Origin of the sequence: Serratia sp. BNK-23, assembly GCF_047456145.1 — a bacterium.
Taxonomy (GTDB): domain Bacteria; phylum Pseudomonadota; class Gammaproteobacteria; order Enterobacterales; family Enterobacteriaceae; genus Serratia; species Serratia nematodiphila.
In genome coordinates, this window is record NZ_CP179900.1 from 4,195,533 (window position 1) to 4,212,275 (window position 16,743).

The 16,743-nt window shown below is 61.5% G+C and carries 14 protein-coding genes; 1 reads left to right on the forward strand and 13 read right to left on the reverse strand.

Features of this window, described 5'->3' with window-relative positions; all coding sequences use genetic code 11:
• Nucleotides 1-10 precede the first annotated feature (10 nt).
• Nucleotides 11-526, forward strand: coding sequence for a DUF721 domain-containing protein (locus ACMGF9_RS20015; protein WP_004932751.1), 516 nt, complete (start codon nt 11-13; stop codon nt 524-526).
• A gap of 104 nt (nt 527-630) precedes the next feature.
• Here the strand turns inward: ACMGF9_RS20015 and lpxC are convergent, their stop codons facing one another.
• The 13 genes from lpxC to ACMGF9_RS20080 all read right to left on the reverse strand — a co-directional run bounded on the left by lpxC (nt 631) and on the right by ACMGF9_RS20080 (nt 16,720).
• Nucleotides 631-1,548, reverse strand: a complete 918-nt coding sequence (lpxC, locus tag ACMGF9_RS20020) for a UDP-3-O-acyl-N-acetylglucosamine deacetylase (RefSeq protein WP_004932754.1) — start codon at nt 1,546-1,548, stop codon at nt 631-633.
• Nucleotides 1,549-1,651: 103 nt separating this feature from the next.
• Nucleotides 1,652-2,806: a cell division protein FtsZ gene (ftsZ, locus tag ACMGF9_RS20025; protein ID WP_004932757.1), complete on the reverse strand. Its 1,155-nt coding sequence runs from the start codon at nt 2,804-2,806 to the stop codon at nt 1,652-1,654.
• Between the two features lie 74 nt (nt 2,807-2,880).
• Nucleotides 2,881-4,137, reverse strand: a complete 1,257-nt coding sequence (gene ftsA, locus ACMGF9_RS20030) for a cell division protein FtsA (protein ID WP_004932758.1) — start codon at nt 4,135-4,137, stop codon at nt 2,881-2,883.
• Entirely contained in the window at nt 4,134-4,985 is an 852-nt protein-coding gene (gene ftsQ / locus ACMGF9_RS20035) for a cell division protein FtsQ (protein ID WP_004932761.1), read from the reverse strand. Before ftsQ ends, ftsA begins: the two co-directional genes overlap by 4 nt.
• Nucleotide 4,986: 1 nt before the next feature.
• Complete coding sequence (locus ACMGF9_RS20040) at nt 4,987-5,907, reverse strand: D-alanine--D-alanine ligase (RefSeq protein WP_021505336.1); 921 nt, start codon at nt 5,905-5,907, stop codon at nt 4,987-4,989.
• Entirely contained in the window at nt 5,900-7,375 is a 1,476-nt protein-coding gene (gene murC, locus ACMGF9_RS20045) for a UDP-N-acetylmuramate--L-alanine ligase (RefSeq protein ID WP_414160380.1), read from the reverse strand. Before murC ends, ACMGF9_RS20040 begins: the two co-directional genes overlap by 8 nt.
• 84 nt (nt 7,376-7,459) lie before the next feature.
• Nucleotides 7,460-8,524 (reverse strand): undecaprenyldiphospho-muramoylpentapeptide beta-N-acetylglucosaminyltransferase, encoded by a 1,065-nt coding sequence (gene murG, locus ACMGF9_RS20050; RefSeq protein WP_004932773.1) that lies wholly within the window; start codon nt 8,522-8,524, stop codon nt 7,460-7,462.
• 3 nt (nt 8,525-8,527) lie between these two features.
• Entirely contained in the window at nt 8,528-9,730 is a 1,203-nt protein-coding gene (ftsW, locus tag ACMGF9_RS20055; RefSeq protein WP_015376649.1) for a cell division protein FtsW, read from the reverse strand.
• Nucleotides 9,727-11,046 carry a UDP-N-acetylmuramoyl-L-alanine--D-glutamate ligase gene (murD, locus tag ACMGF9_RS20060; protein WP_015376648.1) on the reverse strand — a complete coding sequence of 440 codons (1,320 nt, stop codon included), beginning with the start codon at nt 11,044-11,046 and terminating at the stop codon, nt 9,727-9,729. The genes ftsW and murD overlap by 4 nt, the downstream gene beginning before the upstream one ends.
• 2 nt (nt 11,047-11,048) lie before the next feature.
• Nucleotides 11,049-12,131 (reverse strand): phospho-N-acetylmuramoyl-pentapeptide-transferase, encoded by a 1,083-nt coding sequence (mraY, locus tag ACMGF9_RS20065; RefSeq protein ID WP_004932782.1) that lies wholly within the window; start codon nt 12,129-12,131, stop codon nt 11,049-11,051.
• A complete protein-coding gene (gene murF, locus ACMGF9_RS20070) occupies nt 12,125-13,486 on the reverse strand; it encodes a UDP-N-acetylmuramoyl-tripeptide--D-alanyl-D-alanine ligase (RefSeq protein ID WP_076740941.1) in 1,362 nt (453 codons plus the stop codon). The genes mraY and murF overlap by 7 nt, the downstream gene beginning before the upstream one ends.
• Nucleotides 13,483-14,970: a UDP-N-acetylmuramoyl-L-alanyl-D-glutamate--2,6-diaminopimelate ligase gene (gene murE / locus ACMGF9_RS20075; protein ID WP_015376646.1), complete on the reverse strand. Its 1,488-nt coding sequence runs from the start codon at nt 14,968-14,970 to the stop codon at nt 13,483-13,485. The genes murF and murE overlap by 4 nt, the downstream gene beginning before the upstream one ends.
• Entirely contained in the window at nt 14,957-16,720 is a 1,764-nt protein-coding gene (locus ACMGF9_RS20080; protein WP_004932790.1) for a peptidoglycan glycosyltransferase FtsI, read from the reverse strand. The genes murE and ACMGF9_RS20080 overlap by 14 nt, the downstream gene beginning before the upstream one ends.
• Between the last annotated feature and the right edge of the window lie 23 nt (nt 16,721-16,743).

The following is a 16,743-nucleotide window of genomic DNA, read 5'->3' on the forward strand; positions in this document are numbered from 1 at the left end:
GGAGCCCATTATGCGCGATAGCCGTCCACAATTATTAGATGTCCTGTTCGACGACGCGTCTGCCGGCAGCAAAGGGCCGCTGCATAACGTCCAGCAACGCGCGGTGGCGCTGCTCAAGCTTAACCGTGCAGTGAAGGGCCTGTTGCCCGCTCCCCTGCATCCCTGGTGCCGCGTCGCGAATTTCCGACAGGGTATTTTAGTGCTCGAAACGGCAAATGCCAGTTGGATGATGCGCTTGCGCTACGAACAACCCGCTTTGCTGTCTGCACTACGAGCGCAAATTCTACCATCATTGTCGTCGATCGACATCAGGATTAATCCGGCCTTGATGGCGAAAGGCAGCAACCAGGTGCAAAACGCCGAGAAAGCGCCGGAAAAACCCGTGCCGATGCGGCATTTGAGTCTGGAAAGTGCGGAAGAGCTGAGAGGATTGGCGAGCCGTAGCCCGGAGAAACTGCGCAAGATATTGGAACGGCTGGCTGCATTGGCCGGAGAGGGTACCAACACAACCAGTCGTGATAAGTAATCAGCGACACAACTGCAAAACATCAGACGGCATCACGAGCCTGAATTCTCAGGCTCTCAGAGGATGCGCCTGCCATTATTCGCAGCAGGCGAGGAATTCAGACCTTACGCCAATACGGTAGACGGTGCCTTGAATGCCAACGGCATTTCGGCTTCGTCCTGGAAGGTCACGTATTCCCACGCTTCCTGCTTGGCCAGTACGGCCTGCAGCAGTTTGTTGTTCAGCGCGTGCCCAGACTTGAACGCGGTGAACGCGCCAATGATGTTGTGGCCGCACATGAACAGGTCGCCGATGGCGTCCAGCATTTTGTGACGTACGAACTCGTCTTCGAAACGCAGACCGTCTTCGTTCAGCACGCGGTAGTCATCTACCACGATGGCGCAATCGAAGCTGCCGCCCAGGGCCAAGCCGCGGGACTGCAGATATTCGATATCGCGCATGAACCCGAAGGTGCGCGCGCGGCTGATTTGACGCACGAACGACTCAGCCGAGAAATCAAGACGGTAGCGCTGAGAGCTGGCGTCGATAGCCGGGTGGTTGAAGTCGATGGTGAAGTCCAGGCGGAACCCGTTATGCGGGGACAGCTCGGCCCATTTGTCGCCATCTTCAACACGCACGGTCTCTTTCAGACGCAGGAATTTCTTCGCCGAGTTCAGTTCTTCGATGCCGGCATCCAGCAGCAAGAACACGAACGGACTGGCGCTGCCGTCCATGATTGGGATTTCAGCGGCGTCGACTTCGATGACGATATTGTCGATGCCCAGCCCAGCCAGCGCGGCGTTGAGGTGCTCAACGGTCGAAATACGCACGTCATGCTCATTCACCAGGCAAGTACAGAGCATGGTATCACGCACGGATTTTGCATCAGCCGGAAAATCAACCGGTGGATTCAAGTCAGTGCGACGATAGATGACCCCGGTATTAGCCGGCGCTGGGCGCATTGTCAGCGTGACTTTCTTGCCGGTATGCAAACCGACGCCAGTCGCCTGAACAATACGTTTTAATGTCCTTTGTTTGATCATCGTTTTATCTCGCAATGTTATCCATCCTACCAGCCAAGCATACAGCATGGCCGGCGGGACAGTTTAGCACAAAGAGCGGAGATTCCAAATTCTCAGGATATTCTTAGTCTGCCTGTTTACGCAGGAAGGCTGGAATATCAAGATAGTCGGGCTCTTTATTCGGCTGCGCAGCTTGGTCGTTGACCACCTTGGCGGCAGGTTTCACTTCCTGCGGCAGAGGCGACATGCCGTGCTGCTGATAACGGTGATCCATCACTGGCTGGCTGGCCTGCTTATTGGTCACCAGAGTGATTTCAGGACGCTTGTCCATACCGATACCGGTTGCAACCACGGTAACGCGCAGTTCGTCGTTCATTTCCGGATCCAGCGAGGTACCGATAACCACGGTAGCGTTGTCGGAAGCGAACGCACGGATGGTGTTACCCACAGTTTCGAACTCATCCAGACGCAGATCGAAGCCAGCGGTAATGTTGACCAGCACGCCGCGCGCGCCGGACAGGTCGATGTCTTCCAGCAGCGGGCTGGAGATCGCCATTTCGGCCGCTTCTTCGGCGCGGTCTTCACCGCAAGCCACGCCGGAACCCATCATCGCGTAGCCCATTTCGGACATCACGGTGCGCACGTCGGCGAAGTCGACGTTCATCAGGCCCGGACGGGTGATCAGCTCGGCGATACCCTGCACCGCGCCTTTCAGCACGTCGTTGGCCGCGCCGAACGCGTCCAGCAGAGAGATGCCGCGCCCCAGAACTTTCAACAGCTTGTCGTTCGGGATGGTGATCAGCGAGTCCACGTGTTTGGACAGTTCAGCGATACCCTGCTCCGCGAATGCCATGCGCTTCTTGCCTTCGAAGTTGAAAGGCTTGGTCACCACGGCCACGGTCAGAATACCCAAATCTTTAGCCACTTCAGCCACCACTGGCGCCGCACCGGTACCGGTACCGCCGCCCATGCCGGCCGCGATGAAGACCATGTCTGCGCCGTCCAGCGCTGCGCGCAGGGCTTCGCGGTCTTCTTCCGCTGAATTGCGACCCACCTCAGGGTTCGCGCCCGCACCCAGACCTTTGGTAATACCGCTACCAATCTGGATGGTTTGGCCAACCGCCGTTTTGCGGAGCGCCTGGGCGTCCGTGTTCACAGCGAAGAATTCAACACCTTCGATGCGCTCGCGCACCATGTGTTCAACGGCGTTGCCACCGCCGCCGCCGACGCCGATGACTTTAATCACCGCGTCATTGGTTAGTTCCATTGGTTCAAACATAGTTTCTCTCCGTTTTGTGCCTGTCGCTGCGAGATCATAAAAAGATTACTCAGCATGATCTCTTTGTTGAAACATTAAAACTCTTTTCTCAGCCAGCTATTGATGCGTTTAAACCAATTGCCCACCGAGGCGCGTTTTTCTACTTCTGTCTCACCGCTCAGGTGAGACTCTTTTCCATAGTGCAGCAGACCTACCGCCGTCGAGTAGTAAGGCTCCTGCGCATAATCCGTCAGCCCCGTGATGTTCAAGGGTTGGCCGATGCGTACCTGAGTGTGGAACACCCGTTGCGCACAGGCTGCCAGGCCATCAATCTGGGCGGCGCCACCGGTCAGCACGATACCTGCCGCCAGATGATGCTTCACCCCTTGCTGACGCAGTTGCTCCTGCAATTGCAAAATTTCATCGTTAACCAGATTCAACAGTTCGGTGTAGCGTGGCTCAATGACTTCAGCCAGCGTCTGTCTTTGCAGACTGCGCGGAGGACGTCCCCCGACGCTAGGCACCTCTACATTCTCATCCTTGCTAACAATCGACCCAAGCGCACAACCGTGTCGAACTTTAATCGCTTCCGCATCGGTCGGCGGCGTGCCGAAGGCGTAGGCGATATCGCTGGTGACCACGTTCCCGGCATAAGGGATCACTTTGGTGTGGCGCAGCGCACCGCCGGTATACACCGCCATATCCATGGTGCCGCCGCCGATATCCACCACGCAAACGCCGAGTTCGCGTTCATCTTCGGTCAGCACCGCGTAGCTCGCGGCCAGACCGGCGAAAATAAGTTGGTCAACTTTCAGGCCGCAACGTTCCACGGCCTTGACGATGTTCTTCGCCATATCGTTATGGCAGGTAATCAGATGCACCTTGGCCTGCATGCGCACGCCGGACAGCCCAACCGGGTTTTTGATGCCTTCCTGATAATCGATGGCGTATTCCTGAGGAATCACGTGCAGGATACGGTGTTCGTCGCGCACGCGCACCGATTTGGCGGTGTGCACCACATTCTCCACGTCGTCCTGCGTCACTTCCTCTTCCGAGATCGGCACCATGCCGATTTCGTTCTGGCAGCTGATGTGTTTGCCCGACAGCGCCAGGTACACCGAAGAGATCTGGCAGTCCGCCATCAGCTCGGCCTGATCGATGGCGCGCTGTACGCACTTCACCACCGATTCCAGGTCGTTTACGCCACCCTTATCCATACCGCGAGACGGGCAGCTGCCCACCCCGATAATGTTGACCATGCCATCGGGCAGAACTTCCCCTACCAACGCGGAGACTTTTGCAGTACCGATCTCCAGTCCAACTACCAGTTTTCTGTCCGTCGACTTGATCATTGTTGTTTTGCCTGTGCCTGATTCTGTTGCTGATTACTGTTTTGCTGACCGCCAAGCGCCTGCGGATCGACCAACACCGGAGCCCACCCTACCGAAGCGCCGGACTCGTAGCGCAGATCGACATAGCTGACACGCTTGCTCTCCGCCTGACCCTGCTGCTGCAATACCGGGTAAAGCTCGATAAACCGCTGCAAACGCCCGTTGCGGTCATCGCGCCCCAGCTCAAGCCGGACATCGTTGTCCAGCGCCAGCTGCCAGGAATGGCGCGCGGTCATCGCCGCCATTTTCAGCGTATATTTGCTGGCCGCCAACGTGGCGCTCATCGCCCGATAGCCTTCCAGCACATCCTGCTCGCTCCCTTCCGGCCCGTAGAGCAGCGGCAACTTCTGCTTGCCCGCCCGCTCCGCCGGCACGCTGAACGCTTTGCCCTCGGCGTCCACCATGTGCAAATCGTTCCAGCGCGCCACCGGGACGTACTCCACCAGATGGATCTTCAGCTCATCCGGCCATTGTTTGCGCACGCTGGCCTGCTTGATCCACGGCAGACGTTCGATCTGCTGCTGGATGACGTCCACATCCTGCGTCATAAAGGTGCCGGGTGCGCCCAGCGCCAGGATCGCCTGACGAATATCATCGTTGGTGGTGTAATGGCGTTCGCCGGTCACCACCAGCCTTGAGAGCGGCAGGCGGCTGGCGTCTTTCATCCAGCCAAGCACCGCCCAACCGCTCCACACGACCGTTCCCAACACCATCAGCAGGAAAATCATTCCCGCCAACTGGGTTCCATTGCTGCGGCGCGGGCCGTTATCCACCTCGCGATCGCGCGCATTCAGGGCAGCTTGCGACATATCAGTCGGCCAACTCCAAAATTCTCGCCACCAACTGCGAGAAGCTTAATCCAAACTGGCGCGCCGCCATCGGCACCAGGCTATGACTGGTCATGCCCGGAGAGGTGTTCACCTCAAGCAGATAGAAGCGGCCATCGCTGTCTTGCATCACGTCGACGCGGCCCCAGCCGCTGCAGTCCAGACCGCGGTAGGCGCGCAGCGCCAACGCCGCCATCTCGGCTTCCTGCTCGGCGCTCAAACCGCTCGGGCAGAAGTACTGCGTGTCGTCCGAAATGTACTTGGCCTGGTAGTCGTAAAACACGCCGGCCGGCTGGATGCGGATTGACGGCAGAACCTGGTCGCCCAGCATCGCCACGGTGTATTCCGGGCCGCTCAACCACTTCTCCACCAGCACATCGTCGTCATGGCGGAAGGCTTCTTCCAGCGCCGCTGCCAACGCCGCGCTTTCGGTGACCTTGCTCATACCGACGCTGGAGCCTTCACGGCTCGGCTTGACGATCAGCGGCAAACCGAGATCCGCCACGCGCGCCAGCAGCGCCGCTTTTTCGGCGCCGAGGTACAGCTGGCGATTCAGCGCCACGTAAGGCGCTACCGGCAAGCCCATCGACTGCCACACCATCTTGGTGCGCCATTTGTCCATGGTCAGCGCCGAGGCCATCACGCCACTGCCGGTATAAGGCAGTTCGAGGAACTCCAGCAGCCCTTGCAGGGTGCCGTCCTCGCCGCCGCGCCCGTGCAGCGCGATAAACACTTTGGTGAACCCTTGATCTTTCAGCTGGGTCACCGGGAAATCGCGGGTATCGACACCGTGCGCATCGATACCGGCTTCGCGCAACCCAGCCAGCACCGCGGCGCCGGATTGCAGAGAAACTTCGCGTTCGGCGGAGGTGCCGCCCAGCAGAACTGCAACTTTATCAGCCATGGTGCTCCTCCTCTTTCTTCGGCGGCTGCAGCTTCAGCTCGGCCAGTTTACGGGCGATTTTGCCCACGTTGCCGGCGCCCTGCACCAGCACCAGGTCTTCATCCTGCAGCAGCTGCGCCAGGGTTTCCGGCACGCTATCGGCATCGGAAACCAGGATCGGATCCAGCTTGCCGCGGCTGCGGATGGTGCGGCACAGCGAACGGCTGTCCGCGCCCGGGATCGGCGCTTCGCCGGCGGCGTACACGTCAAGCATCAGCAGCACATCCACCTGCGACAGCACGTTGGCGAAATCGTCGTACAGATCGCGGGTGCGCGTATAACGGTGCGGCTGGAAGATCATCACCAGACGCTTGTCCGGCCAGCCGGCGCGCGCCGCTTTCAGCGTGGCGTCCACCTCGGTCGGATGGTGGCCGTAATCGTCCACCAGCATCGCGCTGCCCGCTTTGCCGTTGACCGGTTCCAGCGGGAACTCGCCGAGGAAATCGAAGCGGCGCCCGGTGCCCTGGAAGCCCGCCAGCGCGCGCAGGATATCTTCGTCGTCGATGCCTTCTTCGGTCGCTACCGCCACCGCCGCCGCTGCGTTCAACGCATTGTGGCGGCCCGGCGCGTTCAGCATCACCGTCAGCAACGGTTTGTCCTGACGGCTCAGGGTAAAGTGCCCCTGCGGCCCAATCTGCCGGTAGTCTTCGATGCGCACATCGGCATCCTCACTGAAGCCGTAGGTGGTGATATGGCGCCCCACGCGCGGCAACAGCTCACGCACCACCGGATCGTCAATGCACATCACCGCACGGCCGTAGAACGGCAGGTTGTGCAAGAAATTGATAAACGTCTGCTTCAGGTTCTCGAAGTCGCCCTGGTAGGTGTCCATGTGGTCGGCTTCAATGTTGGTGACCACGGCCACCATCGGCTGCAGATGCAGGAACGACGCATCGCTCTCATCCGCTTCCGCGATCAGATAACGGCTGGACCCCAGTCGTGCGTGGGTACCCGCCGCCTTCACCAGCCCGCCGTTGACGAAGGTCGGGTCCAGGCGGGCTTCGGCATAAATGCTCGAGACCATCGCCGTGGTGGTGGTTTTGCCGTGCGTGCCGGCAATAGCGATGCCGTGACGAAAACGCATCAGCTCCGCCAGCATTTCAGCGCGGCGGATCACCGGGATGCGCGCTTCACGAGCGGCGACGATCTCCGGGTTGTCGGCGGAGATGGCGGTAGAGACCACCACCACGCTCGCATCCAGCACGTTTTCCGGACGGTGATTGAAATAAATCGTCGCTCCGAGCGCGCTCAGCTGTTGGGTCACCGGATTCGGCGCCAGGTCGGAGCCGCTGATCTGATACCCTTCGTTTGCCAACACTTCGGCGATACCACCCATGCCGGCGCCACCGATGCCGACAAAGTGAATGTGCCGGACGCGACGCATCTCGGGCACGATAGTACGTAGTTTCGCCAGTTGTTGTGTATTCATCACTCTCTCTAATCCGGATCCGGTACCCCGGCCCTACATCACATTGCTTTTATTCAGGTTCGGCGCACCGAACCCCTGCACTCGTTACTTGGCGAGCCGCACCAGCTCCGCCGCCACGCGCTCGGTGGCGTCCGGAATGGCGACCGCGCGCGCTTTCTCGGCCATGGCCAGCAGCGTCTTGCGATCCCAGCTCGCCAGCAGTTCGGCCACCACATCGGCGTTGAACTGCGGCTGTTCGATAATCTTCGCCGCGCCGGCTTCTTCCAGCGGACGCGCATTCCAGTACTGCTGGCGGTCCTTGTGCATGAACGGCACGAAAATCGCCGGCAGCCCCGCCGCCGCGATTTCGCTGACGGTCAACGCGCCGGAGCGGCAGACCACCACGTCGGCCCAGGCATAGGCGGCGGCCATGTCGTCGATGAACTCGGTCACCTTGTGCTGCGTCTGCCCTACCCTTTCGTAATCGCGCAGCACCGTTTCCAGCGCGCCCTTGCCAACCTGATGCCAGAGCGTAATTCTATCGCCCAAACGCGCCGCGACTTCAGGAACTGTCTGATTCAGCACGCGCGCGCCCTGACTTCCGCCAATCACCAGCACGCGGATCGGGCCTTCGCGCCCCTGCAACCGCTCCGCCGGCAACGGTAGCGCCAACACGTCGGTACGTACCGGGTTGCCCACCACCTCGGCGTTCGGGAACGCGCCGGGGAAGGCCTGCATCACTTTGGCGGCGATGCGCGCCAGCCAGCGGTTGGTCAAGCCGGCAATGCCGTTCTGTTCGTGCAGCACCACCGGGATGCCACACTGCCAGGCCGCCAGGCCGCCGGGGCCGGAAACGTAGCCCCCCATCCCCAGCACCACATCCGGCTGATAACTGCGCATGATGGCTTTCGCCTGCCGCACTGCCTGCCAGATCCGCAGCGGCGCCGTCAACTGGGCCTTCAGGCCCTTGCCGCGCAGGCCGGAGATGCGGATAAAATCAATCTCGATCCCGTGCTTCGGCACCAGATCGGCTTCCATTCGGTCTGCGGTTCCGAGCCAGCGCACCTGCCAGCCCTGCGCCATCAGATGATGCGCGACCGCCAGCCCCGGGAACACGTGCCCGCCGGTACCGCCTGCCATCACCATTAAACGCTTAGGTTTCCCGCTCATCCCTTACCTCTTCACAAACGCCTGAGCCTTGGTCAGGCGCGTTTCATAATCAATTCGCAGCAACAGCACGATCGCCGTCGACATAATCAGCAAGCTCGAGCCGCCGTAACTGATCAGCGGCAGCGTCAGACCTTTGGTCGGCAGCATGCCTGCGGCGGCGCCGACGTTAACCAGCGCCTGGAAGCTGAACCACACGCCGATCGCGCAGGCCAGGAAGCCGGAGAAGCGTTGGTCGATCTCCAGCGCGCGGCGCCCGATGGACATCGCGCGAAAAGCGACGAAGAATACCATTAACAGGGCTAAAACCACACCGATATAGCCCAGTTCTTCACCCAAAATGGAGAAGATGAAGTCGGTGTGCGCTTCCGGCAAATACTCCAGTTTCTGCACCGAGTTGCCGAGCCCCTGCCCCCAGAACTCGCCGCGACCGAATGCCATCAGCGACTGGGTCAGCTGGTAGCCGCTGCCGAACGGGTCGGCCCACGGGTTCCAGAACGAGGTCACGCGGCGCATACGGTAGGGTTCCGCGATAATCAGCAGCACCACGGCGAACACGCCGGAGCCGATGATCGCCAGGAACTGCCACATTTTCGCGCCGGCCAGGAACAGCATCGCCAGCGTGGTGATGAACAGCACCACCACGGTGCCGAGGTCCGGCTGCGCCAGCAGCAGCACCGCCAGCACCACCATCACGCCCATCGGCTTGCAGAAGCCCCAGAAGTTGCTGCGCACCTCTTCCACCTTGCGCACCAGATAGCTCGCCAGATAGCAGAACAGCGACAGCTTGGACAGCTCCGCCGGCTGAATACGCAGCGGGCCGAGCGCGATCCAGCGCGAGGCCCCGTTCACCGAGCTCCCCACCACCAGCACGATCAGCAGCATCACGATCGACATCAGCAGCATCACGTTGCTGTAGCGCTGCCAAACTTCCATCGGGATGCGCAGCGTCACCAGAGACAAGCCGAACGCCAGGCCGAGGTACAGCGCATCGCGTTTGGCGAACAGGAACGGATCGTCCGCCAGGCGTTGGCCGATCGGCATCGACGCCGAGGTCACCATCACGAAGCCGATGATCGCCAACCCGAAGGTCAGCCACAGCAGGGTGCGATCGTACAGCACCATGTTGACCGCGTCGTTGTCGCGCGCGCCGGTCACCCAGTCTTTCAGCCGTTCTGTCAGCCCGAAGTTCGGCAAGCGTAGTTTCATCCGCCAAGCTCCTGCGCCAGGCGGGCGAACTCATCGCCGCGCACTTCAAAATTACGGAACTGATCGAGACTGGCGCAGGCCGGCGACAACAGCACCATATCGCCGGGCTGTACGCGGCCGGCGATGGTGCGCATCGCCTGCTCCATGGTCTCGGTCAGCGTCGCCACTTCCGGCCGCAGCTGCGCCAGCTGGGCGCCGTCGCGGCCAAAGCAATACAGCCGCACGTTGTCGCCCTGCAGATAGCGCGCCAGCGGCGAGAAATCGGCGGACTTGCCGTCGCCGCCCAGCAGCAGATGCAGCGTGCCGTCCACCTGCAGGCCGTTCAGCGCCGCTTCGGTGCTGCCGACGTTGGTGGCTTTGGAATCGTTGATCCAACGCACGCCGTTGTTCTCCCAGGCCAGCTGGAAGCGGTGCGCCAGGCCGGTGAAGGTGGTCAACGCCTTCAGGCTGGAGGCACGCGGGATATTGACCGCATCCGCCAACGCCAGCGCCGCCAGGGCGTTGGTGTAGTTGTGGCGACCGGTCAGCTTCATCTCGCGCGTATTCAGCACCTTCTCACCGCGCACCCGCAGCCAGGTTTCGCCCTGCTGACGGTTCAGGTGATAGTCACCCACATCCGCCCCGAAGCTGACGCAGCGTTCGTCGGCGCCGCGCACCGGCATGGTCAGCGCATCGTCCGCGTTCACCACGCACACCGCGGCGTTTTCATACACGCGCAGCTTGGCGCCGCGATACTGCTGCAGGCCGAACGGATAGCGATCCATATGATCTTCGGTCACGTTCAGGATGGTCGCCGCCGCCGCCCGCAGGCTATGCGTCGTTTCCAGCTGGAAGCTGGACAGCTCCAGCACGTAAAGCTGACATTCCTGGCGCAACAGGCTCAGCGCCGGCAGGCCGATATTGCCGCCCACGCCCACCGCCCAACCGGCGGCTTTCGCCATCTCACCCACCAGGGTGGTGACGGTGCTCTTGCCGTTGGAGCCGGTAATCGCCACGATCGGCGCCTGCGCCTCGCGGCAGAACAGTTCGACGTCGCCGACGATTTCCACGCCGGCTTCCGCCGCGGCGCTCAATGCCGGGGTCGCCAGCGCGACGCCCGGGCTGGCGACGATCAGATCCGCCGCCAGCAGCCAGTCCTGGTTCAGATCGCCCAGATGGCGCTCCACGCTTTCAGGCAGTTTGTCCAACCCTGGCGGCGCGATACGGGTATCCATCACGCGCGGCGTCACGCCGCGCGCCATGAAGAAATCGACACAGGACAGGCCGGTGAGGCCCAACCCGATGATGACGACTTTTCTACCCTGATAGTCTGCCATGATTAACGCACCTTCAGCGTTGCCAGGCCAATCAGCACTAGCATCAGCGAAATGATCCAGAAGCGCACGATCACGCGCGGCTCCGGCCAGCCTTTCAATTCATAGTGGTGGTGAATCGGCGCCATGCGGAAAATGCGTTGTCCGCGCAGCTTGAACGATCCCACCTGCAGGATCACCGACAGCGTCTCTACCACGAACACGCCGCCCATGATCACCAACAAGAACTCCTGGCGCAGCAGCACCGCGATGGTGCCCAGCGCGCCGCCCAGCGCCAGCGAACCGACGTCGCCCATAAACACCTGAGCCGGGTAGGTGTTGAACCACAGGAACCCGAGGCCGGCGCCGACGATGGCGGTGCAGACAATCACCAACTCACCGGCATGACGCAGATACGGAATATGCAGGTAGTTGGCGAAGTTCATGTTACCGGTCGCCCAGGCCACCAGCGCGAAACCGGCCGCCACGAATACCGTCGGCATAATCGCCAGGCCGTCCAGGCCGTCAGTCAGGTTGACCGCGTTGCTGGTGCCGACGATGACGAAATAGGCCAGCAGGATGTACAGCAGGCCCAGCTGCGGCATCACGTCCTTAAAGAACGGCACAACCAGCTCGGTGGCTGGCGTGTCTTTTCCTACGGCGTACATGGCGAATGCGACAATCAGCGCAATCACCGACTGCCAGAAATACTTCCAGCGGGCGATCAGCCCTTTGGTGTCCTTACGCACCACCTTGCGGTAGTCGTCGACGAAACCGACAATACCGTAACCCACCAGCACGAACAGCACGCACCAGACATACGGGTTGGACGGGTAGGCCCACATCAGCACCGAAATGGTGATGGAGGTCAGGATCATGATGCCGCCCATGGTCGGCGTGCCGCGCTTGCTGAAGTGCGACTCGGGGCCGTCGTTGCGCACCACCTGCCCGAAGGACATTTCTTGCAGACGCTTGATCACCCGCGGGCCCATCCACAGTGACAGGAACAGCGCGGTCAGCAGGCTGACAATGGCTCGGAACGTCAGATAAGAAAAGACGTTGAAGCCTGAGTAATACTTGACCAAATGCTCGGCCAGCCAAACTAACATGGTGCTTTCTCCTGTAACGCGCGTACTACCTGCTCCATTGCGGCACTACGTGAACCTTTGATTAACACGGTGATGACCGCATGTTCCGACAGTAATTCCGCCACGCGCGCGATCACTGCTGTCTTGTCCTGATAATGTTCGCCATTGCCGGAGGCTTCGCTCAGCACGCGGCTCAACCCGCCGACGCTGATGACTTTGTCGACCCCGGCCAGACGGGCGGCTTCGCCCACCTGACGGTGGCACTCTTCCGCCTCTGCGCCCAGCTCGGCCATATCGCCGACCACCATCACGCGGTAGCCCGGCATCTCCGCCAGCACCTGCGCCGCCGCGGTCATCGACCCGACGTTGGCGTTGTAGCTGTCGTCCAGCAGCAGCTTGCCTTCGGCCAGCGCCACCGGGAACAAACGCCCCGGCACCGCCTGCAATTGTTTTAACCCCTGACGCACCGCTTCCAGGGTGGCGCCTACCGACATCGCCAGCGCCGTGGCCGCCAACGCGTTGGCCACGTTGTGGCGCCCCGGCAGCGGCAGTGCGATCTCGGCGCTGCCGAACGGGCTGTGCAGCGTGAACTGCGTGCCTGCGCCGTTCACCCGCACGTCGTCCGCGAAGAAGTCCACGCCTTCGGCCGCCTGCGGCGAGAAGCGCCAGACGGTTTTGCCGCCCAGCATGCTCTGCCAGTGCGGCCAGTCGTTGTTATCGGCGTTGATGATCGCCACGCCGTCGGCCGGCAGGCCGGTAAAGATTTCACCTTTCGCCTGGGCGACGCCGGCCAGCGAGCCGAAGCCTTCCAGGTGCGCGGCCGCCAGGTTGTTCACCAAAGCGGTCTGCGGACGCGTCAATGCGGTGGTGTAAGCAATTTCGCCAATGTGGTTAGCGCCCAGCTCTATCACGGCAAAATCATGCTGCGGCGCCAGACGCAACAGCGTCAGCGGCACGCCGATGTCGTTATTGAAGTTGCCGGCGGTATACAGCACTTCGCCGCATTCACGCAGAATGGCGGCGGTCATTTCTTTCACCGATGTCTTGCCCGAGGAACCGGTCAGCGCTACCACGCGCGCCGGCACCTGTTGACGCACCCAGGCGCCAAGCTGGCCCAGCGCCAAACGGGTGTCTTGCACCACCAGCTGCGGCGCGTCCACTGATAAGCGCTTACTGACCAGCAGCGCCCCGGCGCCTGCGGCTACGGCATCCGCCGCGAAGTCGTGCGCGTCGAAACGCTCGCCTTTCAGCGCCACAAACAGGCAACCGGCGGTCACCTTGCGGGTGTCTGTCGTCACCTCGACAATTTGGCAATCGGCGCCCACCAGTTCAGCGCTCAATACCTCAGCCAGTGTCTGAAGAGAGACAGGGATCATGCCAGCACCCCCAGCAGTCGGGCGACCGTCGTGCGGTCGGAGTAATCCAGGCGGCGGTTGCCCACCAGCTGATAATCTTCGTGGCCTTTGCCCGCCACCAGCACCACATCCTGCTCCTGCGCCTGCATGATGGCGCTGGTCACCGCTTCGGCGCGGCCGTGGATCACCAGCGCCTGCCCGGCGTCCAGCAATCCGGTCAGGATGTCGTTGATAATCGCGCGCGGCTCTTCGGTGCGCGGGTTGTCATCGGTGATCACCACGCGATCGGCGAACTGCTCGGCGATGCCGCCCATCAGCGGACGCTTGCCCTTGTCGCGATCGCCGCCGCAGCCGAACACACACCACAGCTGCCCCTGGCAGTGCAGACGCGCGGCTTCCAGCGCTTTCTCCAGCGCATCCGGCGTGTGGGCGTAATCCACCACTACCGTCGGTTTGCCCGGCGCGTTAAACACTTCCATGCGGCCGCAGACCGGCTGCAGACGGCTGCCGGTTTCCACCAGCGCCTCCAGCGGGTAGCCCAACGACAGCAGCGTCGCCAATGCCAACAGCAGGTTGCTGACGTTGAACGCGCCCATCAGGCGGCTTTCGATCTCGCCGTCGCCCCAGCTGGAGCTGAAACGAACAGTCGCGCCGTTGTCGTGATAGTCGACCGCCGTGGTTTTCAGCCAGCGGCCGTGGCAGCCCGGCTGCAGGTTGTCCTGCATCGTCACCGCTACCGCATCCGGCAATTTGCCGAGCCAGCGCTGACCGACTTCATCGTCGGCGTTGATGATCGCCTGCCCCACGTTGTGGGCGGCGAACAGCGACCATTTGGCCGCTTCGTAATTGGCCATATCACCGTGGTAATCCAGGTGATCGCGGCTCAGGTTGGTGAAGACCGCCGCAGCGAACGGCAGCGCCGCTACCCGGTGTTGCACCAAACCGTGGGAAGAAACTTCCATGGCGGCGAAGGTCGCGCCCTGTTCCGCCAACTCGTTTAATACGTGTTGAACATCCACCGCAGAACCGGTGGTATTCTCGGTCGGACACACCTGGCCCAGCAGGCCGTTGCCGACGGTGCCCATCACCGCGCTGGTTTCGCCCAGCAGTTGGCTCCACTGCGCCAGCAGCTGCGTGGTGGTGGTTTTGCCGTTGGTGCCGGTCACGCCGACCAGGCGCAAGCGCTCGCCCGGCTGATGGTAAAAACGCCCGGCCAGCGCGGAAAGGCGCTGGTTCAGTTGGCTCAGGTAGATCACCGGCACGCCGTGCATCTCAACGATGGCGCCGTCTTCGGCCTGACCGTCAGCCTCGGCGATCACAGCGGCGACGCCCTGCGCGATGGCCTGCGGAATATAGCGGCGCCCATCCGTTTGATGGCCGACCACGGCGACAAACAGATCCCCGGCAGCCGCCACACGGCTGTCTAATGTCATTTCCCGCAGCGCGCGCCCGGGTGCCGTCGGCACCCACGGGGCGAGTAAGTCGCGCAAATTACGATCTGCCACCTGAACCCTCTTTCTTGTTAATCACTAATTCGCTTTTGTCACCGGTGGGCAACGCGTCAGGCTCGACGTTCATGGTGCGCAATACGCCGCCCATGATGGCGCCGAACACCGGCGCGGAGATTGCGCCACCATAGTATTTCCCACCCTGCGGGTCGTTGATGACGACCACCAGGGCAAAACGGGGGTTACTTGCCGGCGCGACGCCGGCGGTATAAGCGATGTATCGGTTGACGTATTTGCCGTCCGGGCCCACTTTTTTCGCGGTACCGGTTTTGATGGCGATACGGTATCCCTTGATGGCGGCTTTTACGCCGCCGCCGCCCGGCAAGGCCACGCTTTCCATCATGTGCACCACGGTGCGCACCAGAGGTTCAGGGAAAACGCGCTCGCCGGCGACCGGAGGGTCAACCTTGGTGATCGACAATGGGCGATACACGCCCAGGCTGCCGATCGTTGCATAGACTCGCGCCAACTGTAACGGAGTTACCATCAGCCCGTAGCCGAAAGAGAAGGTGGCCCTCTCTATGTCAGACCACCGTTGTTTTTTTGGGTATATGCCACTGCTTTCTCCGACCAGCCCCAAATTGGTCGCTTTTCCCAGCCCAAAACGAGAGTAAGTATCTACTAACGCTGAGGACGGCATCGCTAACGCCAGCTTTGAAACACCGACGTTACTCGACTTCTGCAAGATCCCGGTCAATGACAGCTCCGAGTACCGCGCCACGTCTTTGATCTCGTGGCCCTGAATGCGATACGGGATGGTGTTCAGCACGCTGTTTTCTCTCACCACGCCGTTTTGCAGCGCGGTCATCACCACCATTGGCTTCACGGTTGAACCGGGTTCAAAAATATCGGTGATGGCGCGGTTACGCATGGTTTCTTTCGGCGTACCGGCCATGTTGTTCGGGTTGTAAGACGGGCTGTTGGCCATCGCCAGCACTTCGCCGGTGTTCACGTCGATCAGCACCGCAGTGCCCGATTCGGCCTTGTTGAACGCCACGGCGTTGTTCAGCTCGCGATACACCAGCGCCTGCAGGCGCTCATCGACGCTCAGCACCAGGTTGTGCGCCGCCTGGCTGTCGACGGAGGAGATGTCTTCGATCACCCGGCCGAAACGATCCTTACGCACCGTTCTCTCGCCCGGTTGCCCGGTCAGCCAGCGGTCGAAGCTCTTCTCGACGCCTTCGATGCCTTGCCCGTCGATGTTGGTCACGCCGATGATGTGCGACGTCACCTGCCCCGCCGGATAGTAACGGCGCGACTCCTGCCGCAGGTAGATCCCCGGCAGCTTGAGTTTGTGGATGTAGTCGCCGATCGCCGGGTTAACCTGGCGCGCCAGATAAACGAAGCGCCCTTTCGGGTTGGCGTTGATGCGGTTGGAGAGTTGGTCCAGCGGGATGTTCAGCGCATCGGAAAGCGCTTTCCAGCGGCTATCCAGCGTGATGCCGCCGCGCTCGTTCAGCTCTTTCGGATCGGCCCACACCGCATTCACCGGCACGCTGACCGCCAACGGACGGCCGGCGCGATCGCTGATCATGCCGCGCGCGGTCGGCACTTCCTGCACGCGCAGCGAACGCATGTCGCCTTCTTTCACCAGACGATCGGGGTTGATGACCTGCAGGTACGCGACGCGCAACATCAGGCCAACCATCGCCAGCAAAATGCAGCCGCACAGCAACGCAAAACGCCAGCTGACAAAGCTGGCCTGATCTTCCTGGCGTCTCAACTTACCGGGGCGCGCTGCTTTCATGCGTTTCCTTTCTACTCCGTGTC